Source organism: Bartonella sp. CM31XJBT (assembly GCF_028618555.1).
Taxonomy (GTDB): Bacteria; Pseudomonadota; Alphaproteobacteria; order Rhizobiales; family Rhizobiaceae; genus Bartonella.
Window position 1 is genome coordinate 313,963 of sequence record NZ_JAQITD010000001.1, and the last position, 23,036, is coordinate 336,998.

At 37.2% G+C, this 23,036-nt stretch carries 16 protein-coding genes and 1 tRNA gene; 10 read left to right on the forward strand and 7 right to left on the reverse strand.

Features of this window, described 5'->3' with window-relative positions:
* The first annotated feature begins 12 nt into the window (after window positions 1–12).
* The 7 genes from recF (at window position 13) to gpsA (ending at window position 7,766) form a co-directional block, all read left to right on the forward strand.
* Window positions 13–1,143, forward strand: a complete 1,131-nt coding sequence (gene recF / locus PVV63_RS01270) for a DNA replication/repair protein RecF (RefSeq protein ID WP_273790275.1) — start codon at window positions 13–15, stop codon at window positions 1,141–1,143.
* A 54-nt stretch (window positions 1,144–1,197) separates the two neighbouring features.
* Window positions 1,198–1,650 (forward strand): type II 3-dehydroquinate dehydratase, encoded by a 453-nt coding sequence (aroQ, locus tag PVV63_RS01275; protein ID WP_273790276.1) that lies wholly within the window; start codon window positions 1,198–1,200, stop codon window positions 1,648–1,650.
* A 130-nt stretch (window positions 1,651–1,780) separates the two neighbouring features.
* Complete coding sequence (gene cyoA, locus PVV63_RS01280; RefSeq protein ID WP_273790277.1) at window positions 1,781–2,752, forward strand: ubiquinol oxidase subunit II; 972 nt, start codon at window positions 1,781–1,783, stop codon at window positions 2,750–2,752.
* Between the two features lie 76 nt (window positions 2,753–2,828).
* Complete coding sequence (gene cyoB / locus PVV63_RS01285; RefSeq protein WP_273790278.1) at window positions 2,829–4,847, forward strand: cytochrome o ubiquinol oxidase subunit I; 2,019 nt, start codon at window positions 2,829–2,831, stop codon at window positions 4,845–4,847.
* On the forward strand, window positions 4,844–5,512 hold the full coding sequence (locus PVV63_RS01290; protein WP_273790279.1) for a cytochrome (ubi)quinol oxidase subunit III: 669 nt from the start codon (window positions 4,844–4,846) through the stop codon (window positions 5,510–5,512). Before cyoB ends, PVV63_RS01290 begins: the two co-directional genes overlap by 4 nt.
* Window positions 5,512–6,360 carry a cytochrome o ubiquinol oxidase subunit IV gene (cyoD, locus tag PVV63_RS01295; protein ID WP_273790280.1) on the forward strand — a complete coding sequence of 283 codons (849 nt, stop codon included), beginning with the start codon at window positions 5,512–5,514 and terminating at the stop codon, window positions 6,358–6,360. Before PVV63_RS01290 ends, cyoD begins: the two co-directional genes overlap by 1 nt.
* Window positions 6,361–6,758: 398 nt before the next feature.
* Complete coding sequence (gene gpsA, locus PVV63_RS01300) at window positions 6,759–7,766, forward strand: NAD(P)H-dependent glycerol-3-phosphate dehydrogenase (RefSeq protein ID WP_273790281.1); 1,008 nt, start codon at window positions 6,759–6,761, stop codon at window positions 7,764–7,766.
* A 1,938-nt stretch (window positions 7,767–9,704) separates the two neighbouring features.
* Here gpsA and fabI read toward each other — a convergent pair.
* From fabI to fabA, 3 genes are read right to left on the reverse strand one after another with little or no spacing between them, the layout of a single operon-like run.
* The gene (gene fabI / locus PVV63_RS01305; protein WP_273790282.1) at window positions 9,705–10,523 is read right to left on the reverse strand and encodes an enoyl-ACP reductase FabI; all 819 of its coding nucleotides are present in this window, start codon (window positions 10,521–10,523) and stop codon (window positions 9,705–9,707) included.
* A 48-nt stretch (window positions 10,524–10,571) separates the two neighbouring features.
* Window positions 10,572–11,792 carry a beta-ketoacyl-ACP synthase I gene (gene fabB / locus PVV63_RS01310; RefSeq protein ID WP_273790283.1) on the reverse strand — a complete coding sequence of 407 codons (1,221 nt, stop codon included), beginning with the start codon at window positions 11,790–11,792 and terminating at the stop codon, window positions 10,572–10,574.
* Window positions 11,793–11,849: 57 nt separating this feature from the next.
* Window positions 11,850–12,359 (reverse strand): 3-hydroxyacyl-[acyl-carrier-protein] dehydratase FabA, encoded by a 510-nt coding sequence (gene fabA / locus PVV63_RS01315; RefSeq protein WP_273722474.1) that lies wholly within the window; start codon window positions 12,357–12,359, stop codon window positions 11,850–11,852.
* A 232-nt stretch (window positions 12,360–12,591) separates the two neighbouring features.
* On the opposite strand from fabA, the gene irrA reads away from it, so the two are divergent.
* Window positions 12,592–13,104 carry an iron response transcriptional regulator IrrA gene (irrA, locus tag PVV63_RS01320; RefSeq protein ID WP_273790284.1) on the forward strand — a complete coding sequence of 171 codons (513 nt, stop codon included), beginning with the start codon at window positions 12,592–12,594 and terminating at the stop codon, window positions 13,102–13,104.
* Window positions 13,105–13,149: 45 nt separating this feature from the next.
* On the opposite strand, the gene PVV63_RS01325 is transcribed toward irrA, so the two are convergent.
* The 4 genes from PVV63_RS01325 to PVV63_RS01340 all read right to left on the reverse strand — a co-directional run bounded on the left by PVV63_RS01325 (window position 13,150) and on the right by PVV63_RS01340 (window position 18,257).
* On the reverse strand, window positions 13,150–13,710 hold the full coding sequence (locus PVV63_RS01325; RefSeq protein ID WP_026500127.1) for an SH3 domain-containing protein: 561 nt from the start codon (window positions 13,708–13,710) through the stop codon (window positions 13,150–13,152).
* 1,619 nt (window positions 13,711–15,329) lie between these two features.
* The gene (gene rpsU / locus PVV63_RS01330) at window positions 15,330–15,563 is read right to left on the reverse strand and encodes a 30S ribosomal protein S21 (RefSeq protein ID WP_012754552.1); all 234 of its coding nucleotides are present in this window, start codon (window positions 15,561–15,563) and stop codon (window positions 15,330–15,332) included.
* Between the two features lie 188 nt (window positions 15,564–15,751).
* Window positions 15,752–17,425: a formate--tetrahydrofolate ligase gene (locus PVV63_RS01335; protein WP_273790285.1), complete on the reverse strand. Its 1,674-nt coding sequence runs from the start codon at window positions 17,423–17,425 to the stop codon at window positions 15,752–15,754.
* Between the two features lie 755 nt (window positions 17,426–18,180).
* A tRNA-Arg gene (locus PVV63_RS01340) sits at window positions 18,181–18,257 on the reverse strand.
* Window positions 18,258–18,612: 355 nt separating this feature from the next.
* Here PVV63_RS01340 and PVV63_RS01345 point away from each other — a divergent pair.
* Both PVV63_RS01345 and PVV63_RS01350 read left to right on the forward strand, forming a co-directional pair.
* Entirely contained in the window at window positions 18,613–19,752 is a 1,140-nt protein-coding gene (locus tag PVV63_RS01345) for an efflux RND transporter periplasmic adaptor subunit (protein ID WP_273790286.1), read from the forward strand.
* Window positions 19,749–22,883, forward strand: coding sequence for an efflux RND transporter permease subunit (locus PVV63_RS01350; RefSeq protein WP_273790287.1), 3,135 nt, complete (start codon window positions 19,749–19,751; stop codon window positions 22,881–22,883). Before PVV63_RS01345 ends, PVV63_RS01350 begins: the two co-directional genes overlap by 4 nt.
* Window positions 22,884–23,036 lie beyond the last annotated feature (153 nt).

The window sequence follows — 23,036 nt, forward strand, 5'->3', positions numbered from 1 at the left end:
GTTTTGCAATGTATGGCCAGTCATGTGCACAAAGTGGCAGTGAGGCAGCTGAAGCTTTTACGTTATCGCAATTATTCTTTTTTCAATATTCATTTTTCTGGTCAGCATGTGGTTTTTACTGGCCATAATGGTGCTGGTAAGACGAATCTTTTAGAGGCATTATCTTTTCTTTCTCCTGGCCGTGGTTTGCGGCGCGCTGTTTATTCTGACGTTAGCTTTGTAGATGGTGGTGGAGGATTTGTTGTATTTGCGCGTCTTGAATGCGCTCTTTATGGTGAAGTAAAGATTGGTACAGCTTTCGAGGTTAGCGATAACAGTCGAAAGGTCCATATTAATGGTGTGAATGAGTCGAGTGATTGCCTAACAGATTATTGTCATATTAGTGTCCTAACACCGTCTATGGATGGTCTTTTTACAGGTCCTTCACTTGAGCGCCGTAGTTTTTTGGATCGTATGGTTTTGGCGATTGATCCCTTGCATAGGCGCCGCATAGCCGATTATGATAGAGCTATGCGCGCACGTAATCGTTTGTTTTTAGATGGAAATGAAGATTGTGCTTGGTTTGATGCTTTAGAAAAGCAGATGGCAGAACTGGCGACAGCTATTTCTGCGGCGCGTGTTGATGTTATTCGTCTTTTAAATGACATGTTTACACAAATGCCATCACAGATACCTTTTCCACGAGCTTTTTTGCAAATTGATGGTTTTTTGGAAACAGCTCTTAGTGAAATATCAGCAACTGAAGTTGAAGAACAATTTTGTGATCGATTACGGCATAATCGCGCAATGGATCGTGCTGCTGGTCGGACGTTAGAAGGACCACATCGTGCAGATTTGCAGGTTTTTTATGCTGATAAAAATAGAGCAGCAACATCTTGTTCAACAGGTGAACAAAAAGCGCTGCTGACAGGTTTAGTTTTGTGTCATGCACGTCTAACAGGTATGATATCGGAAAGATCTCCCATTCTTCTTCTTGATGAAATGGCTGCCCATCTTGATTCGCATCGACGTGCTGCTCTATTTGATATTCTTGATGATTTAGCTGTACAAACATTTATGACAGGAACAGATCGTCTTTTATTCGATGACTTAAAAGGACGCGCAGAATTCTTTGAGATTAAGGATGGAGCTTTATTGCCATAAAAACATGCTAAATATTTTTTTAATAAGTGATAGGTCTGAAAGAAAAGGCTTGCTATGTCAGAGATAATAACAATTTTAAATGGTCCTAATTTAAATTTTCTAGGTCAACGTGAGCCAGAAATTTATGGAATTGAAACTCTAGAAGATATTGAAAAAAGATGCAGAGAATGGGCAAAAAAAAATGATATTATAATAAATTTTTATCAAAGTAACTGTGAAGGGCAATTAGTAGCATGGATACAAGAAGCAATAGAGGCAAGTTCTGGATTGATCATTAATCCAGCGGCTTACAGTCATACATCTGTTGCACTTCTTGATGCCCTAAAAATGTTTTCAGGGCCGAAAGTAGAAGTTCATTTATCTCATATTTATCAGCGTGAAGCTTTTCGTCACCATTCTTATACATCTGCAGGTGTAGACGCTGTCATAACTGGGTGTGGAGGTGATGGATATTGGTTTGCACTTGAGTATATTGCAAAACAATTAAGCAAAACAATTAAATTGTGATAGATAAAGAGTAGGCGTTTAATAAGAGTAATATAGGCATTGAATTCTCTTGATAATTATTTTCAAATCTGTACAATGTGAGGTATATATTTATGACAATTTTTAGTGCGTATGACGGGGGTAAATAAAGGTGAAAAGCTTTGTTAGACAATTAGAAATGCTTGTGATTTTAGGGGGAGCACTGCTTTTGTCTGGTTGTAAAATTGATGTTATACAGCCATCAGGTTATGTTGCACGTCAACAGCTCATTTTGATCGTTGTTTGTGTGGTGGTGATGCTTTGTATTGTCATCCCAGTTATGGTGAGTGTGGTATTTTTAGCTATAAAATATCGTGCATCGAATATGAAAGCGGACTATTCTCCTGATTGGGCGCATTCAAATAAAATTGAAGCATTGATGTGGGGTATTCCAGTTGTAATTGTAATGGTTTTAGGTTCATTAACAGCTTATTATACCTATAAGCTTGAACCTACAAATCCTCTTCCAGTGGAAGTTGTGGGTGAAGGAAAGCCATTACAGATTGATGCTGTTGCTCTTGATTGGAAATGGCTTTTTATTTATCCTGAATATGGTGTTGCATCGATTAATGAGATTTATGCGCCTGAAGGACGTCAAGTTTTATTGCAATTAACGTCAGAGAATTCTGTCAATGCTTTTTGGGTTCCCAAATTGGGTACAGTTCTTTACGCTATGCCGCAGATGAATGCTAAGTTGCATTTGGTCGCTGAAGAGCAAGGAGTATTCAAAGGAGCCTCAGCAAATTACAGTGGTGATGGTTTTTCGAGTATGCGGTTTAAGTGGCATTCTGTGTCTTTGCAGGATTTTGAGGATTGGATTGTAAAAGCTCGGGCTAATGGTCGAGTACTTGATCGTGCATCTTATCGTCAACTTTCTATTGCGCCTCGTATGGGTGATATTGCTGCGAAGGAAAAAGATGCTGAAGTTCGTTATTTTGCACCTGTTGAGAAGCGGCTTTACTATCGTGTTGTTAATCGATGTGTCGATGAAAAGACGGTATGTAATGAAGATTTAATGAAACGTGCTGCTGCTCAGACGCTGTGGGGTGCACTATGTTCAGTATTTGATCCTGATGTTATTTAACAGAGTCAATAAAGTAAAGAGCCCTTTTAACAAAGGTTTCTTTTAAACTTGAATTTCATTTGAAATGGGTTGAGAAATGTTTGGAAGACTTACAGATCCTACGGCAGGTGCTTTTCATGCGCTTGCACATGAACCGATCGTTTTGTATACATGTATTGCGATTGTTTTGGTTGGTTTAATTGCTGTTATTGCTTTAACAGCACTTGGGTGGTGGGGGATTCTATGGCGAAATTGGATTACAACGGTTGACCATAAACGCATAGGTATTATGTACATCGTTCTTGGAATTATTATGCTTGTTCGCGGTTTTGCGGACGCACTTATGATGCGAACGCATCAAGCTTTAGCTCTTGGGAGTGAAACAGCGGGTTATTTGCCCCCTGAGCATTTTGATCAAATTTTTTCGGCGCATGGTACGATCATGATTTTTTTCATGGCCACGCCTATTTTATTTGGTCTTTTTAATTATCTTATACCGCTTCAAATTGGTGCGCGTGATGTTGCTTTTCCCTTTGCAAATAATCTAGGTTTTTGGATTACGGCTGCGGGGGCAATATTAATTAACATATCCCTAGGTGTTGGTAATTTTGGTCGTGGTGGTTGGCTGATGTACCCACCTTTTACAGAATTGCAAACGAGTCCAGATACAGGGGTAGATTATTATTTATGGTCACTTCAGCTTTCTGGTATTGCAACAACAATGGGATCAGTAAATTTTATTGCAACGATGATTAAAATGCGTGCTCCTGGAATGACAATGATGAGAATGCCTATTTTCTGTTGGAGTGCTTTTGTCAGCAATGTTCTTATTTTAGTTATTTACCCTGTCTTGGCTGTAGCATTTGCACTCTTGGCATGCGATCGTTATTTGGGCATGAATTTCTTTTCTAATGTTGGTGGCGGAAATCCGATGGTATGGATTAACTATGTTTGGGTTTTTGGTCATCCTGAGGTTTATGTTTTGGTTGTTCCTGCTTTTGGAATTGTTTCTGAGGTTGTGTCAACTTTTTCTTCAAAGCGCCTCTTTGGTTATACTTCGATGGTATGGGCCATGTTGGTTATTTTGATTCTTTCGCTTCTTGTTTGGGGACATCATTTTTTCACAATGGGTGGCGGTGAAGCTGTAAATACTTTCTTTGGTATTGCGACAATGATCATCGCAGTTCCAACAGGTGTAAAAGTCTTTAATTGGCTGCTTACGATGTATAAAGGTCGAATTCGCTTTGAGCCTCCAATGCTTTGGTGCATGGGCATGATCTTTACATTTGTTGGTGGTGGATTAACCGGTGTTTTATTATCTATTGTCCCTGCTGATTGGCAGTTTCATAATTCGCTCTTTTTGATAGCACATTTCCATCATACAATTATTGGAGGTGTGGTTTTTGCGTACTTAGCGGGGATTGCATTTTGGTTTCCAAAAGTTTTTGGTTATAAACCAAATCGCATACTAGGTATTGCATCTTTTTGGTGTTGGTTTATTGGTTTTTACCTTGCCTTTTTCCCCGTTTATGCGCTTGGTTTAATGGGGGCGACGCGTCGTCTTCAGCATTACATGGAACCTAGTTGGCAGCCGATGTTTATTATTGCTGCATTAGGTGCTTGTATTATCTTACTTGGTATTCTTTGTTTTGTGTTACAGGTTGTTTTGGCGATTTGGTACGGTATTAAGCATAAAGGTCACTTACCGGTAACATTAAATGATTCTTGGGGTGATGCACGTACACTTGAATGGTTTACCTCTTCACCGCCTCCTTCCTATAATTTTGCCCTCCTTCCAAAGATACAGTCTGATGACGCTTATTGGAATATGAAGAAAAGTGGTTATCAACGGCCGACAAGTGGATTTACAAAAATTCATATGCCATCAAATACATCTGCTGGAATTATTGCGGGATTCTTCTCATTAGTTGTTGGTTTTGCACTTGTTTGGCATATTTGGTGGCTTGTTGCGGTTGGACTGGTTGGTTTTATTGCAACGCTTGTGTGTCATTCATTAACAGGTGATCATCATGGTTACTATATTCCAGCTGAAGAAGTGCAAAAAACTGAAGATGCCTTTACGGCTGTTCTTAAAGAACAAGGAGTGACAGTATGAGTGCTGTAATAATGAATAACGCGAGTACTATAGATGAACTTCACCACGATAGTAGCTCGGTAATGACGTTTGGTTTTTGGGTCTATATTCTTTCAGACTTAATCCTGTTTTCGACATTGTTTTCAAGTTTTGCTGTATTTTCTGCTTCTTATGGCGGTGGTAAAGCGGGTAATGAGTTTATAGATTTAAAGTTTGTTTTGGTTGAGACTGCTTTCTTGTTGTTTTCATCCGTCACTTATGGCTTTGCAATGGTACAAGCACATAAAAATAACATCAGTGGTGTGCGTTTATGGATGGCTATTACCTTTGTATTGGGGTGTTGCTTCATTGGTATGGAACTTTACGAATTTCATGAACTTTTGAGTGAGGTTTTTTATTACGATCCAAATGCTTATGCGGGTATTGATCCTGCAACAGGTTTACAGCTTTTTGGACGGGAAATTCTCTCTGCTTATTGGTCAGCATTTTTTGCTTTGGTTGGCACCCATGGACTTCATGTAAGTGTTGGTCTTCTTTGGATGGTTGTGATGTTTTTTCATCTTCGTCGTAATGGTTTGGATCAGAACAATAAAACACGTTTAGCATGCCTTTCCATTTTTTGGCATTTACTTGATATTGTATGGATTGGTGTTTTCACCATGGTTTATCTATTAGGAGCGTTGTGATGAGCGTGCAAAATGAAACACATGGTCCCAGTACTGGTTCCTATTTGGTTGGTTTTATTCTGGCTGTATTTTTCACTTTGGGTTCTTTTGTTCCTGTGATGTATGGAATGATGGAAAGTTGGGCAGTTAGTACAAAGGTTGCGTATCTTATTGGGATGGCGATCATTCAGATTATAGTACAAATTGTTTTCTTTTTGCACTTGAATTCTGGTCCAGACGCCAAGTGGAATTTAAGCGCGTTATGGTTTGCTGCTATTTGCGTTTTTGTTATTATTGGGGGAACTTGGTGGGCTATTTCTCATTTAAATTATAATATGATGGGTGGTTCAGGACGTGTTATTGAACCGGAAATATCAAGTAGAGATGATTCTTCAGTGTCTGAGCAGTTATCAAGCAAAGATATATCCGTAAGAAAACAGCCAGAAAAGATACAGGGTTCAGAAATGCCCATTGGGCAAGATCTAAGTACGCAAACTCCTGTAGATCAAGAAGCTAGTTCAGAAATGCCCATGGGGCAGGGTCTAAGTACGCAAACTCCTGTAGATCAAGCACCTGGTTCAGAAGTACCCATGGGGCAGGGTCTAAGTACGCAAACTCCTGTAGATCAAGCGCCTGGTTCAGAAATACCCATGGGGCAAGGTCTAAGTACGCAAACTCCTGTAGATCAAGCGCCTGGTTCAGAAATACCCATGGGGCAGGGTCTAAGTACGCAAACTCCTGTAGATCAAGCACCTGGTTCAGAAATACCCATGGGGCAAGGTCTAAGTACGCAAACTCCTGTAGATCAAGCGCCTGGTTCAGAAATACCCATGGATCAAGATCCAAATACACAGTTTCCTGTGGAGTAGTTGTTAGAAATATCTATGGAGCTGATGCGGCATGTATCAGCTCGTAGAAGAAATTCGTAGGATATAAAGAAGGGAAAAAATACAAGATATCAGTGGATATGAGTATCATTATTTTGAATATACTTTTAATTTAAAAGAGAAAGTCCGTGGGGTATTTAGTCAAGCTTTAATTTTTGAGACAAATAGCTATTTGTAGAATATACAAAAAGTGATGTTTGTAAAATTTACTACAAAGAAAGAGAATGTGAGAAACAAGTTTTTATGTTGTGTGAGATAAAAAAACACGAAGCAGTAATGTTTTTAGATTTACAGAATTTATATTAAAGATAGCATTAAAGTTATTTGTAATAATAATATGCAATTGAAATCAAAAATTTAGAGAATAATCAGAAAACTTAATGAAAACCGTTGCAATGACAGTTATTGGTGCTGGTTCTTTTGGTACTGCATTAGCGATAGCTCTTGCCCGTAATGGTCATAATGTTTTACTTTGGGGATATAGTCCTCAACATATCAAAGAATTACAGGAACAACGTTGTAATCAAGTATATTTACCCGATATTCGATTTCCTGACAATTTATTACTTGAAGCTTCGCTTGAAACTGCAATAACGGCGAGTCACAATATATTAATCGCAGTTCCAAGCCATGTATTTCATCAAGTTTTGTGTAATATTCAGCCTTATTTAGATCAGTATTCACGTGTTATTTGGGCTACAAAAGGTTTAGAACATGGTACTGGACGTTTTTTACAAGAGGTTGCTCGTGAGATTTTAGGTGAAAAAATTCCTTTAGCTGTTTTTTCTGGACCAACTTTTGCTCAAGAACTAGCTATTGGTTGGCCTACTGCAATGACGATAGCAGCTTCTGATGTTGAGTTTGGTAAAGAATTGCAGCAACTTTTTTATTGTGACAAAAGTTTTAGAGTTTATAAAAGTTCAGATATGATTGGTGTTCAATTAGGGGGAGCAGTCAAAAATGTTATTGCTATTGGTGCAGGAATATCAGATGGCATAGGTTTTGGGGCAAATGCACGAATAGCTCTTATCACACGAGGACTAGCTGAAATCAGTCGTTTAGGGGGGGCTATGGGTGCTGAGCTTTCCACATTTATGGGAATGACAGGCTTAGGTGATCTGGTTTTGACATGTACTGATAATCAGTCACGTAATCGTCGTTTTGGAATACTTCTTGGTAAAGGAATAGATATAAAAGAAGCGGAAAAACAAATTGGTCAGGTTGTGGAAGGATACTTAAATACCAAGGAAGTACATACGTTGGCGCAGCGTATTGGGGTAGAAATGCCCATTGTAGAACAAATTTATCAAATTCTCTATTGTGGTAAAAACATAACTGAAGCGGCAAATACATTACTAAGCCGCGCCCTCAAGGACGAAATACAATGATATCCTGTTTTTTAATAATTCAAATCGTAAAAAATAGAAACATGCTATGATAGACATATAAAATAGATTTTATTGATGGTTGTATAAGGTAGTCATATTCCAGCAAATTATAGATTCATATCATTCGATTCTTTATGAAACATGGCTGAAATATGAAAGTTTTTGCTTTTATCTAAGGGCTATCTCTTTGAAGATAAATTATCGTTTCCACTTACACATGTTTATGTAATGTAATGAACAAGATATTTCTATTGTCTCTTAAATTCATCTCACAATGATATTTGCAAACAGAATAATACAAGACTCATTAGGTAGAAGCATCTTATTTATGTAACGTATAAGTTAAGAATATCGGGGCAGGGATATTATGTATCTCTGTTTTTGTAATTCTTTAAAACAAGAAGACAATCTGTTTTGGGAAGAAGATGAAATTTTAAAGATGAAAACCAGTTCCCATTTCTACAATCATTTTTAAATTCAGTTTTACGCTATCTAAAGCAATATCTTTTAAATAATGGAGATTATCTCACACCTTTATTTTCTCATTTTTTAATGAAAGCATTTCTCTGATGTGTCAGGTAAAATAGAACGCCCAAAAAAACACGATAGCTGTTGTATATTCACGCGCTTGTTTTAAAGAGACCTCTCTTAAAACTTCCAAGTCCACTTCGCGACGGTAACCGTGAATAGTGTAACGATAAAGCTATTGTGCACATCCCCATCTTTACGTTTATGAAGGAGGAAGCCGAGCATCATTACACCCCCCAATGTTGAGACAGCTCTAAGCACTTGAAGCTGTTCAGTAGAAATATTTAAGTCTTTTATTTTCTCACATGTCAATTCTGTTTTTTATATGCAAGAAATGATTTTTGGAATTATAACTTTGAAAGTCTAAGGTTGAAAAAAATATTATTGTACTTGTTTGTGGCTGTCATTTACACTGAAAAATAATGTGATTATAAAGATAAAAAATTGATTTATATAAATAATTCATTTTATTTTTGTATTGAGTTAATTAAAAATATGTGTTTGCTTGTCACAAGCGGGTTAGTATGTGGATAAAAATTATTAAAGATACTTCTAATGAATCATCTCAAGTGTCAAGGGTTGTTTCAATATTAGAACATGACAAGTAAAATGACGGTGTCGGTTTGTCATCTGTATAAACATTAAAATGGTGGTAAAAAAAGGATTTTATGTACTTCACAGGGATTTTTTATACGTTCTACAGGTACCATTGTGAAATGGAATGGCGTGCATTGAGAGATATCTTTAAAAAATGCATGAAGGAGAAACAGCTATAGTGTTTTTGGGTGTTCTATTTTACCTGACACATCAGAGAAATGCTTTCATTAAAGAACAAGAAAAATAAAGGTGTGAGGTAAAGCGTAACCTCCATTATTAAAAAAACATTGATGTACATGCTTTTAAAATCGTAAAGCCTCATTAAAGAATAATAGTAAGATTAATGATTGATTTCTTTACGCCTTCATATTCGTCCTAAATTAGATTGTATTTGCGTTTCAAGAATAAATCAAACGGTAGGAATATTTTTTTCAATTTGCTATACAAAAGCTGAAACTAAGGATTTTAATAATTCTCTAATCTCTGTTTCAAACTACGGTAGCATGAGGGCTGGATATTGATTTATAAGCAACGACAAAAGCGTATGCTTTAGTAAGGTAAATAACGTCATAAAATACACACTTTATCAACCATGGATTGAAGAAATACTCCGGCTTTTTATAAAATATTTTGCGAAACAAGGCATCGTACATCTGGTTTTGTATTGACTTATTCTTACAAACATTTGCACATATGCCTTACGTCATATTATTATAAGTCAATACACTATTATATAGCTGAGAAAGTACTCAATACCCGATTAAAGCACTATGGACATGATTTATTTTCTTTTTTAGTGCAATGAAATAAATTTTATTCTTCTTGGGAATCGTCACTTTTTTTCAGTTCTTCAAGTATTGGCATAGACATGATGTTATAGCCTGAATCAACATAATGGATTTCACCTGTAACACCTGATGATAAGTCAGAGAGTAGATAAAGAGCAGATTTTCCAATTTCATGAATATTTACGGTACGCCGTAATGGGGCATTACGGCGTTGATGTGAAAATATTGCCCGCGCAGCTGCAATACCATTACCTGCTAAAGTTCTAACAGGACCAGCGGAAATCGCATTGACACGGATATTTTGAGGACCAAAGTCCGCTGCTAAATAACGTACCATAGCTTCTAAAGCTGCTTTAGCAACACCCATGATGTTATAATTAGGCACAACTTGCTGTGAAGCACCGTAGGTAAGAGTTAAAAGTGTTCCTCCATTGGGCATAAGCTTACCCGCGCGCTGGGCAATTTCAGTAAAGGAATAAGCTGAAATAACCATCGTGCGTTGAAAGTTTTCACGTGTTGTAACATCAACGTAACGCCCTTTTAGCTGAGTTTTATCTGAAAAACCAATGGCATGGACAATAAAATCAATTGTTTTCCATTCTTTTTCAAGTTGCTCAAAGACGTAATCAATATTTTCACTTTTTTCAACGTCACACTCTAGCACTAATTTGCACCCAAGTTTATCTGCTAGGGGATGAACACGTTTTCCAAAAGCATTTCCTTGATAAGTCAACGCTAATTCCGCTCCTGCTTGTGCGAGCTGACAGGCAATGCCCCAAGCAATTGAATGGTCATTCGCAATTCCCATAATAAGGCCGCGTTTGCCCTCCATCAAACCTTTCATATTATTCTCCGTAAGACCGTACTTTTTTCAATTACTAAGAGCTTTTGTTTATACATAACGTTGGAAAACAAGCGTTGCATTGGTACCGCCAAAGCCAAAAGTATTCGACAATACGGTATTCAGTTGTTGATGATCACGTCGTTCACGAACGATTGGCATATCAGCAAAAGCTGGATCAAGTTCTTCAATATGGGCACTTTCACAAATAAAATTATGATTCATCATTAACAATGTATAGATTGCTTCGTGAACACCTGCTGCTCCCAAGGAATGTCCTGTTAGAGACTTGGTAGCAGAAATGGGGGGGCATTGATCACCTGCTCCAAAGACACGACGGATAGCTTCTATCTCAGGAGGATCACCAACAGGAGTTGCTGTCGCATGGGGATTGATATAATCAATTTTATTATTGACTGTTGCAAGAGCCATGCGCATGCACCGCTCCGCTCCCTCTCCTGATGGGGCAACCATATCATGTCCATCGGATGTCGCACCGTATCCAACGATTTCTCCGTAGATTTTTGCACCACGTGCTTTAGCAAGTTCTAAATCTTCAAGGACTAAAACGCCAGCCCCTCCAGCAATGACAAAACCATCACGATTAACATCATAAGCACGTGAAGCTTTGTGAGGAATGTCATTATATCTGCTGGACATAGCGCCCATGGCATCGAATAAAACAGATAGTGTCCAATCCAAATCTTCGCAGCCACCGGCAAAGATGCGCTTTTGTTTACCATATTGAATCATTTCGTAAGCATTACCAATACAATGATTGGAGGTAGCACAAGCTGAAGAGATTGAATAATTGATTCCCTTTATTTTAAAGAAAGTTGCTAATGTTGCAGATGCTGTAGAACTCATCGCTTTAGGGACAACAAAAGGTCCAACACGTTTTGGACCTTTTTGGCGTGTAATGTCAGCAGCTTCTACGATTGAATGTGTTGAAGCACCTCCAGAACCCATAATAATACCCGTGTGTTCGTTCGATACTTCATGCGGTTCTAGACCCGCATCAGCAATCGCCTGATCCATGGCGATGTGATTCCATGCTGTTCCACGCCCATGAAAACGTAGAGCACGTCGATCTACGAGTTCTTCTATATTAATATCGGGTTTGCCATAAACTCTACTACGAAAGCCTAATTCGGCATATTGAGGTGCGTAAGAAATTCCGGATTTTGCTTCACGTAAACTGGTTAAAACAGCTCTAGGGTTATTTCCAATCGCGGAGACAATTCCCATTCCGGTTACAACAACTCGACGCATTCATACCTCCTCGTTCCATACAGAATAGTGAAAAGTTCTTTCTGACGGAAATAACGTTCAATCTTCTTTGAATAAAGCAACGCGTAAATCATTCGCCTTATAAATAGTCTCTCCATCTGCTTTTAGCCACCCATCAGCTATTCCTAAGACTAAATTTCCACGTCGAATACGCTTAAAATCTATTTCATATTCAAGAATTTTGGTTTGTGGAGTTACCATCCCTGATAACTTTACTTCACCTGTTGATATTGCTCTTCCTTTTCCTGGTTCGCCTAGCCAACCAAGAAAAAAACCTGTTAATTGCCACATACCATCCAGTCCGAGACATCCTGGCATGACGGGATCGCCTATAAAGTGACAATTAAAGAACCACATGTCTGGTGTAATGTCAAATTCGGCGCGAACCATTCCTTTATCGTATTTACCATCAGTTTCACTAATTTGAGTGATTCGATGAATCATCAACATTGGCGGTGCTGGCAATTGCGCATTACCTCTACCAAACATTTCGCCGCGAGCGCAGCTTAGAAGCTCTTCATATGTGTAGCGAGACTTTTGTTCAGCCATTGTTACTCCATTTATTTGCATATATCTTTAATTTCTGCGCTTTTCCCAACCTACTTTTAGAGCAAATTTTAAAGAGAGGGAAATGATTTTATATCATTTTTAATGACAAAAGCCTTTTTTTATGTATTCTACATAGGTAATTATTTAAAAATGGAATACAAGATTACACCATACTATTCCCATTTTTTTGTATTTTGATCTTATTTAGCAGGAATGTATTTGGGTTTGTAATATGTCAGTGAGTGCAGACAATTTAGATATGAATGAAGAGCAACAGTGCACAAAAGAGTGTGGAAAAATGGTGCAATATTATTCCATTTCTATGTTAGAAAAACGTTTGCGTCAAAATGGTCTGCGTCCAACACGTCAGCGGTTGGAACTTGCACATATGATTTTTTCTCAAGGAAATCGTCATATTACTGCTGAAGAGCTCTATGAGGAAGCGGTGAGGGCAGGTGTACCTGTATCTTTAGCAACGGTTTATAATACGCTTCATCAATTTACGGAAGCGGGATTATTACGGATTATTGCCGTAGAAGGCTCAAAAACTTGGTTTGATACCAATACCTCTGATCACTACCATTTTTATATAGAAGGTGAAAATCGTATTCTTGATATTCCTTACAATTTGGAAGAATCTCCCATTATTAGAAATTTGCCTAAGCCACCAGAAGGTATGGAAATTTCACATGTTGATTTAATCGTGCGATTGAAACCAAAAAATCGATCTTGTGATAGGCAGTGAGGATATTCAATAAGGAATAAAATTAAACTTATTGAGTTTGAGTATTCACCAGCCTTTTACTTTTTCATCAGGATAGATTCCCCATAACTGTGGTTGTTGAAGCCATCCGCGCGTATTATTAATATTTAGTTCGCACCATTGTCCATCACATTGGCGGATATTACCAATGACATTAGGTTCTACTTCTGCCACAAGTTCTGCGTTGTCGGTGGGGTTTTTTCGTAGCATCAGTCTTTTAGTTTTATCTTTTTGCCATGGAATAGTTATAGCAGTTCGCTTTCCCGATAAAAGTGATTGATACACCCATCCCTCATCGCCTTCGGCATCACGAATTTTGCGCCATTGATCATATTCTTGAATGATTTCAATAGGTAATCCCTTCTTTTTGTAGGTAAAAATGATAGAATAGTTGCTTCCTGGTCCGACGCGTACATTAACGCTGGTGGGTTTAATCGAAGCAAATCGCGGAAGTGGTAAACCACTGGGCCCTAAATTTTGATTAAATGTTTGTGCATGCAACAAATGAGGTGAACCTAATACAATGACTGTTGCTATTAAGATACATGATGCGAGTATTGAAACGCGAAACCAACGAGAATTTTGCACACCGAACTCCTTTATTTCATCATATATTGGAAATTTAAAATCTGAAAGATAAGACTGGAAACTGATAAAAAGTATGACACACTGCTCGTTAAAGAGATCTAAACGATGAGAAAATTGCTACAAAAATATCAAAATAAGGAAAACAAAAGCTTATATTTCTTAGTGCGTATCTTTTTTATGAGGGGATAGATATAAATAAACATTGGATTTTTATGTAGCTGTACGCGTGATAAAACAGTAAAGTATTACTGGAGCCTTAGCAGTTTTTGTACAGGAAATTAGGGCTAAAGTATTGCATCTCTTTTCTGAGTTTGTTTCTCGAAGTAAAAGTGCATGTATGCATACTATGAACAAAGAGCTGTTCAGAAAGGGATTATTGTGTGGCTTGAAAAGAAGTTTTGAATGAACAAAATAATACGATAAATAAAACATTTAAGCGTAAAAATATGAGCGACATTATAGAGTAGATTGATATATGAAGGGCTAATTTAAACAGGACACTTTTTCGTGATAATTCATTTATAAAATTTGCTACACTCTAATCTTATGCCATGATAATGCTTATCCGTATGGTAGATAAGCTGGCTCCATCGTTCTATTTACCAGCTTTCAATGTTATGCAGTTCCTATTATTTATGGTGTTCATAAGAAGCATTTTTGTTTTTTCTTAAATAGCTTTTATTCTATTTGCATACGAATCCCGCTTATGATGTACAAGAAGATAATCTTGATTGATTCAATATGAGAAGGCATTGAGAAACTGTACGTTATTCAGAATTATTAATTAATATGAAAAACAATTACTTATAATAACAAACCACTGCGTTAAAAACTTTAACTCGTTATTTAAATTGTAAAAATATTTCCATCAACAATGGTAATAAAAGGCACATTCATCCATCTTAAAATACAGTGTTTTCTCTGTTTATTGTCAAATTTCTTTTTCTCTAACTCAGTATAGACGAAAGTTGAAAGAAATAGAAGGGCTTATTCGATACAATTATGAGGGTAATTACATAAGTGATGAATAGAAGAAATTTATCAAGAAAAAAGAATTTATAGTTCAGTGGTTGAAATTCGTCATCCTTTAGAGAGACAGAATCAAGAGATATAAAAAGTTATGGAATTATATCGTTTCGTTACATAACTGAAGGGAAAGAGGATTATGAATTTGATATTATATTTTACACACAATCGCATATTGCGATAGTTATTTTTGTTTTGTAATCAGATCTAGGATGATCGAAAGATGTAGAATATTTAATGACAAAAAAGAAGTTCATCATGAAATTTGTACATAAGAAGCAGTGATGTAAGAGATATCCAGAAGGAGAAAATTATAGTGAAAAGTGATAATAAAACACCTCACACTCAATTCACATAGGAAAAAGTCGCTTAAATATCTAAAGTGTAGTTTGTTATCTATTTTTAAAATATAAGAGTGAAATAAAAACCACCTTTATGATAGAAATCTTATTATTTTCAAATAACTAACATATTAGATAACATTGTACACAAAAACCTACACACAAGCAATTTATTGCAATCGCCTATGAAGAAAAATTTTCTAGTAGCTTATTACCTATTGGTTATGCAGTTATATAATATCATAAAGTATATTACTTTACCGCAACAGTTCGTCCGTTACTAACAAAACCTTCTCTTTGTGCACGCTTACGAGCAAGCTTACGTGTACGACGAATAGCTTCAGCTTTTTCACGAGCACGCTTCTCAGATGGCTTCTCATAATAACTACGCATTTTCATTTCACGGAAGATACCTTCACGCTGCATCTTTTTTTTCAACGCACGGAGCGCTTGGTCAACATTATTATCACGAACGAGTACTTGCACTATCTATCCTGCTTTTTTCAGTGTCATAAATGATAGGAAAAAACCTACGTCCTTTTAAAGGCATATCCAAAAGGACAAGCACTTATATCATATAAATAAGACATTTGTCTATATCGCTTTTTAAAATTCTATTTTTTTTTACAATAAAACGCTTTTTATAATGAATGATAGAATTTACGGTTATAAATTTATGAAAGTCCTTGTATTTGATCATTTTCGTCAAGATGAATTTTTTCAGCCGCGGGATAATGGGGTAGTCCCGGCATGGTCATAACATCTCCACAAATGACAACAATAAAACCGGCTCCCGCACAGAGACGAACTTCTCGTATGGGAATTTCAAAATCAACAGGAGCGCCGTATTGCTTGGGATCAGAAGAAAAAGAATAAGGTGTTTTTGCCATACAAATAGGGTAGACGCCAAACCCCTCTTTTTCCCAAGATTCAAGTTGTTTGAGAATAGGGGCTGAGATGATGGCGCCACGTCCACCGTATAGCTTTGTTATAATACAATTAATTTTTTGAACGAGTGGAATATCATCTTGATAGAGAACTTTAAAATCAGAATCGTGCTTTTCAATCAAGGTAACGAGCTCTTGTGCAAGTTCTATAGCGCCTTTTCCACCTTGTTCCCAATGCTTACAGATAATAGCTTTGTGTCCAGTTGTTGCAACTATTTTTTGTAATGTTTTTATTTCAGCATCGCTATCGCTGTCAAAATGATTGATAGCCACAACACAAGGAATACCGTAGTGCTTCATATTTTTTATGTGTCGTAAAAGATTGGCAGCTCCTTTTTCTAAAGCGGTAATATTTTCTTCTGTCAGGTTATTTTTATCCAGACCACCGTTCATTTTTAATGCACGAATAGTTGCGACGATCACTGTAGCATTTGGTACAATACCTGCTTGCCTACATTTGATATTGAAGAACTTTTCTGCTCCAAGATCTGCTCCAAACCCTGCTTCTGTGACAACATAATCCGCAAGTTTTAAAGCAGTTTTTGTTGCTATAACTGAATTGCAACCATGAGCAATGTTGGCAAAAGGTCCTCCATGAACGAGAACAGGATTATTTTCAATTGTCTGTACGAGATTGGGTTGTATAGCATCTTTGAGAAGAACTGCCATTGCACCTTCCGCATTGAGATCAGCAACTGTGATGGGCGTTTTATCATAACGATAAGCAACAATAATTTTTTTGAGTCTTTGTGTAAGGTTTTCTAAATTTTCAGAGAGACAAAGAAGCGCCATAATTTCTGATGCAACAGTAATATCAAAACCTGTTTGACGTGGAAAACCATTTGTTATGCCCCCCAATGAAATGACAATATCGCGCAATGCACGGTCATTCATATCAAGAACGCGTTTCCAAACAATGCGACGTGGATCAATGTTTAGAGTATTTCCCCAATAAAGATGATTATCTATCATTGCGGCAAGAAGATTATGAGCAGCTGTAATAGCATGAAAATCACCGGTAAAATGTAAATTAAGGTCATCCATTGGAATGACTTGCGCATAACCACCACCAGCAGCACCACCTTTTACACCAAAACAGGGACCTAAAGACGGTTCTCTCAAGGTAGCTATTGTTTTTTTACCAATAAGATTAAGAGCATCACTTAGTCCAACTGTTGTTGTTGTTTTGCCTTCTCCGGCAGGTGTGGGATTGATAGCTGTGACAAGGATAAGTTTACCGTCTGGATTTTTATTAAGCGATTTTATGTATTCAGAAGAAATTTTAGCTTTATCATGGCCATAGGGAATGAGATTTTCATGTGAGATACCAATTTTTTGTGCAATTTCAACAATATGTTGCTTTTTAGCAGTGCGAGCAATTTCAATATCAGTTTTAGGCATGGAAAAATTCTTTAAACTTATCTTTTATTAATATTCGAGATCTGTACCCCATGGGTTAATTAGAAAAATTCATAGAGAACAGAAAATATTAAGATATCATAGAAGTCGATGATATGCCATGCAAGAGATAATGCTAAAGAAGCACAAGAAGAGTTTTATTGTTTTTTAGGAAAAAGAATCACTTTGCTTTTAAGCAGTAAAAATACGTTTAATTCAATTAAAAATATTGCAGAAAGAAGCTGTGGTTTGCAACAAAATGCTGATGATATTAATGGATACCATAAGTGTTTTATAGTGGTACGTTTGAGAAGTAGTTTATTTATTCTTTCCAATAACACACTGAAAAAGTTTTACATGGTGGTAACCCGGAATTTGTGGCGGCACATTTGAAGTCCCTCTTAAGATGGGACTGCTAGGAATAAAATATCCAGAAACATCCAGTTATGGAACAGTTAGAAATAAGCACGTAAAAAATTACCTAACTGATTAGAGAGTATAATCCGGAAGAGACCAAAAACAAGCGCATAGATTGAAAAAAGAAAATAACAATACACGCTACTCATGCAATCGCTACGATTATTAGCTAATAAAAGCCCTTAGGGCTGAATTGAAGGACTCATAACATCTTATTCTAGCAAAATGGCTAAAGAAACGACTCACAACAGAATGAAATAACAAAATACAAAGATAGATAAAAACAAATCACAAAATAAAGAATTTAAAAAGTCTGACTTTATAAGTAAGATATTGATAGATGGCGCACCCGAAGAGATTCGAACTCCTGACCCCCAGATTCGTAGTCTGGTGCTCTATCCAGCTGAGCTACGGGTGCATATATTTCAATTTTTTACATTGTCTAAGACAAAGGGTTCCTAATCGTTTCATTAAAGAAATGCAAGTGAAACTTGGATAGTAATAAAAAAATCTCTCTTTTTTATGAGATATTTTAAAAATATTATGGCTTCAGTTGGTTTTGATATGAACATTTTTTTGTTGTGACCATACAAAGCAATATGAACGATAGTTAACTTGACGTTTTTATAGATGAAAGATAATCAAGCAGAGATGAGATCTGTTTTTTGCGGTGGGGGTAAGACACACACACCCGCTGTTGGGTTTTTGTGTAAAACGCCGATATTACTGTTGAAAACTATTTCAGATAAACATGACACAGCAAGGGCGGATGTATGGCGTTATTAAAAAAGAGCTTTCCATTAGTGTTTTTAATCGTTGTTTTAACGGTTACTTATTGGGCTGGAAAAAAGAGTGCAGAACAACCCATTTCTATGGTGGATAAAACAAAAGTATCAGATAAAACTTCAAATGGAAAAATGGGAAGGCCACCGGTAAATGTTGTCGTTGATCTTGTAAAAATTCAAGATTTTTATGAACAACTTAACGTTTTAGGGAGTGGAAAAGCTCTTGCAGAAGTTGAGCTTACCCCTTTATCCTCAGGTGTTATTGATAAGCTTTTTGTGTCAGCAGGTACAAAAGTACAAGCCGATGATGTGATTGCAAAGCTTGATTCTAAAAAAGAAGAAATAGCGGCTGCAAAAGCAAAAGTGCAACGTGATAACAATGCGTTAACGCTTTCGCGCATTCTTAAATTACGCGCCAGCAATACAGCAACGGAAGTTCAAGAAATTATGGCACGCTTAGAGTTGGATAACGCAAATTTAGTTTTGCGTAATGCTGAATTAGATCTCGATCGGCGAACAATTCGAGCACCGATTCCTGGAGTTGTTGGTATTTTGCCCGTTGATGCGGGGAATAACGTGACCCTTAATACTGTAATAGGCCGTATTGAGAATAGAGAACGTATTTTGGTCGATATATGGGCCCCTGAACGATATGTGTCGCGCATCCATAAAGGAGATGAGGTAACGGCAACGTTAGTCGCGCAGCCAGATATGTCTTTTGTTGGTCATATTTATGCGATTGATAATATCGTTGATCCAGAAAGTCGCACACTTCATGTTCAGGTTGAAATCAATAATGAAAAAGATACGCTCATGTCTGGTATGTCCTTTTCTGTTGCCTTGCAATTTCATGGTGGTTCTTTTCCTGTCGTTAATCCTCTTGCAGTTCAATGGAATAGTAAAGGGTCATTCGTTTGGCGTGTGAGAAAAGGGAAAGTAGAGGCTATACCCGTATCAATTATTCAGCATAAAGCAGATCAAGTTTTCGTAAAAGCACCCCTAGAAAATGGTGATCAAGTTGTCATTCAAGGAGTGCAAATGCTTTATCCAGGAAGTAAAGTAACGATTGATGATCCAAAGTCTCATCAACAGCAATTACCAGCAGTTTACGGAACGGATATACAATGAGCCAAGAATTGAGCACAAAACAGCCTACGTCAAAGGTGGAGCAAGGTGGTCTCATTACCTTATTTATTCGCAGACCGGTTTTTACTTTTGTTTTAAATGCTATGATCATCATTGCAGGATTTGCAGCATGGTTAAATGTTGATGTAAGAGAATTACCCGATGTTGATACTCCCGTAACGACGGTTGTGACGGTGTTTTCTGGTGCGTCGGCAGAAACAATTGATCGTGAAGTTACAAAAGTTATAGAAGATGCCGTTTCTCGTGTTTCAGGTGTTAAGACGATTTCTTCAACGTCTTCTTTTGGGCGCTCCCGTGTACAGATTAATTTTAATGTTGGTGTTGATTTGAATGTTGCGGCATCTGATATTCGTGATGCTCTCTCCCGTATTACCTATTCTTTACCGAAAGATGCGGATTCGCCTTTGATTATTAAAGCAGATTCGAATGCAGCTGCCATGATGTATTTGGTTGTGACGTCACCAACAATGAGTGTTGATGATTTAACCACGATTGTAAACGATCAGATTGTTGATGCAATTTCTGCTGTTGATGGTGTTGGTGATGTACAGGTCGATAGTGCTCGCACAAAGATTTTTCAGATTGATATAGATCAAGCAAAACTTGCAAGTTATGGATTAACTGTAGCAGATATTTCACGTGTTCTTGCTGATATGACAACAGATGTGCCAGTAGGGTCATTACGCAATTCTAAGCAAACTTTAGTTGTACGTGCTACTGCACGTTTAACAACACCAGAATCTTTTGAACAAGTTGTTTTAAAGCCTCATGTGCATCTTGGTGATGTTGCGCATGTTACTTTATCGCCGGATATAGAAACAGTTATTCTTCGTATCAATGGAAAGACAGGTATTGGATTAGGTATCGTGCGTAAAGCACAATCCAACACTCTTAATATTTCTGAAGGTGTGAGAGCCGTTGTTGATAATCTCAAAAGTATTGTTCCTTCTTCTGTACATATAGACGTTATTAATGACGATGCAATTTTTATTAAAAGCGCTCTTCATGAGGTTGAAGTTGCGTTGGTCATTGCTATTTTGAGCGTTATCTTGGTCATTTTTCTTTTTCTCAGAGACATTCGTGTAACGCTGATACCTGCTGTATCTCTTCCTGTCGCTTTGATTGGTACCATTGCGGCTATTTATCTTGTAGGGTTTTCATTGAATATTCTCACATTTTTAGGACTTGTTTTAGCAACAGGGCTTGTTGTGGATGATGCCATTGTTGTTCTTGAGAATATTGTTCGGTGGCGCAACATGGGATTAGGTTCCAGAGCAGCAGCGGTGATAGGAACACGTGAAGTATTTTTTGCTGTTTTAGCAACAACACTGACATTAGTGGCTGTGTTTGTTCCTATTTCCTTTCTTCCTGGGCAAGTTGGAGGGCTTTTTAGAGAATTCGGTTTTGTTTTGGCAATTTCTATTTTGCTTTCTTCAGTTGTTGCCTTAACGCTTTGTCCCATGTTGGCTTCACGTTTTCTCAAAGAACATATTGAGGATAAAGAGGAAGAGTCCCATCATTTTGCTTTTTTATATAAATTAGGTACTTTTTTTCATAAGGCATATACTTACAGTTTGCATAAGTGTTTAGAAAAGCCTTGGGCTGTTGTTTTTGCTTCACTTATTTTTGGGGGTCTTTGTGTTGGAGGCTATACGAAGCTACAACAGGAATTAACGCCAGCAGAAGACAGAGCTGTGATCTTTTTGGTTATTAATGGACCACAAGGTATTTCAACACAATATTTGAACGAGCAAATAGAGCAAATTGAAGCAAGTCTACAGCCATTACGTGATGCAGGGGAGATTGCTAACAGTTACTCTATCGCGGGTGCTGGCGGTTCACCCAATACTGCTTTTTTGATTTTATTGCTTTCATCTTGGGATAAACGTTTACGTAGTCAGCAAGAAATCGTGAAAGATATTAATGCAAAGGTTAAACAGTTTCCCGCAGTTTTTGTATTTGCTGCGCAGGGAAATTCTTTGGGTGTGAGAGGAACTGGGCAAGGGTTGCAATTTGCAATTCTTGGCAATGATTATGCAACATTACAACCCATTGCTGATAAGCTGGTGAGTGCTTTACAAGATGATCCGCGTTTTATTCGCCCACGCCTTACTGTTGATGCAACACAACCGCAATTTTTTATTGAAATCAATCGAAAAAAAGCCTCCGATTTAGGGATTGATATCGCCAATTTGGGCGATACATTACAAACAATGTTGGATGGTAAAAAGATTGGTTCCATTAACGTGGATGATCATTCTTACGATGTTAAATTGATATCGCGTACAAATTCTATGAAGAGTCCTAGCGATTTAGAAAATATTTTTTTAAAAACCAAAGACAATCGATATGTTCCTTTATCTGTTATTGCGCGTTTACATGAAAAAGCTATTGCTCCTCAATTAAAACGGGAAAAACGCATGAATGCTGTTGTTTTAAGCGCAAATCTTGCTCCAGATATCGCTTTAGGGGAAGCTTACCAAACTGTACAGAAAATTGCTTCTCCTTTGTTATCAAAAGGAACCTATTTGGTTCCCTTAGGGGAAGCCGAAACGCTTAATGAAACATCTTCCAATTTTATGATTGTTTTTGGCATTGCCTTTTTGATTATTTTATTGATTTTGGCTGCTCAGTTTGAAAGCTTTATTTCAGGATTCATTATCATGGCCACTGTCCCATTAGGGATTGGTTGTGCTGTAATTGCTATGCTATTAAGTGGTGTGAGTCTTAATATTTACAGCCAAATTGGATTAATTTTGTTAATTGGTGTTATGGCAAAAAATGGTATTCTCATTGTTGAATTTGCAGATCAATTACGTGATCAGGGAAGAAGCGTGCGTGAAGCCGTAGAAGAAGCAGCAAACATTCGCCTTCGTCCAGTTTGTATGACAATGATTTGTGCCATTTTAGGAGGTATTCCTTTGGTTTTAGCCAAAGGTGCTGGCGCAGAAGCTCGTATAGCTTTAGGTTGGGTTATCGTTGGTGGCTTAGGTTTAGCAACTATTTTTACGCTTTATGTTACACCGGTTGTTTATCTTTTTTTAGGGCGTTTTATAAGACCAAAAGCAGAAGAAGATTTACGTTTAACAAAAGAACTCAATCAAGTTAAATGATGTATATGATAGAAAAGATTTGAAAATTTATTCTTGTAAAAATATCATTTTCGGATCTTATCCTTTATATTTTGTATATTCCTTCATTTTTATGTGAGCAGTGAAAATAGCGAGCAATAAAAGAGATGCTTTCTGCTTTGTTATTGTTTGGGC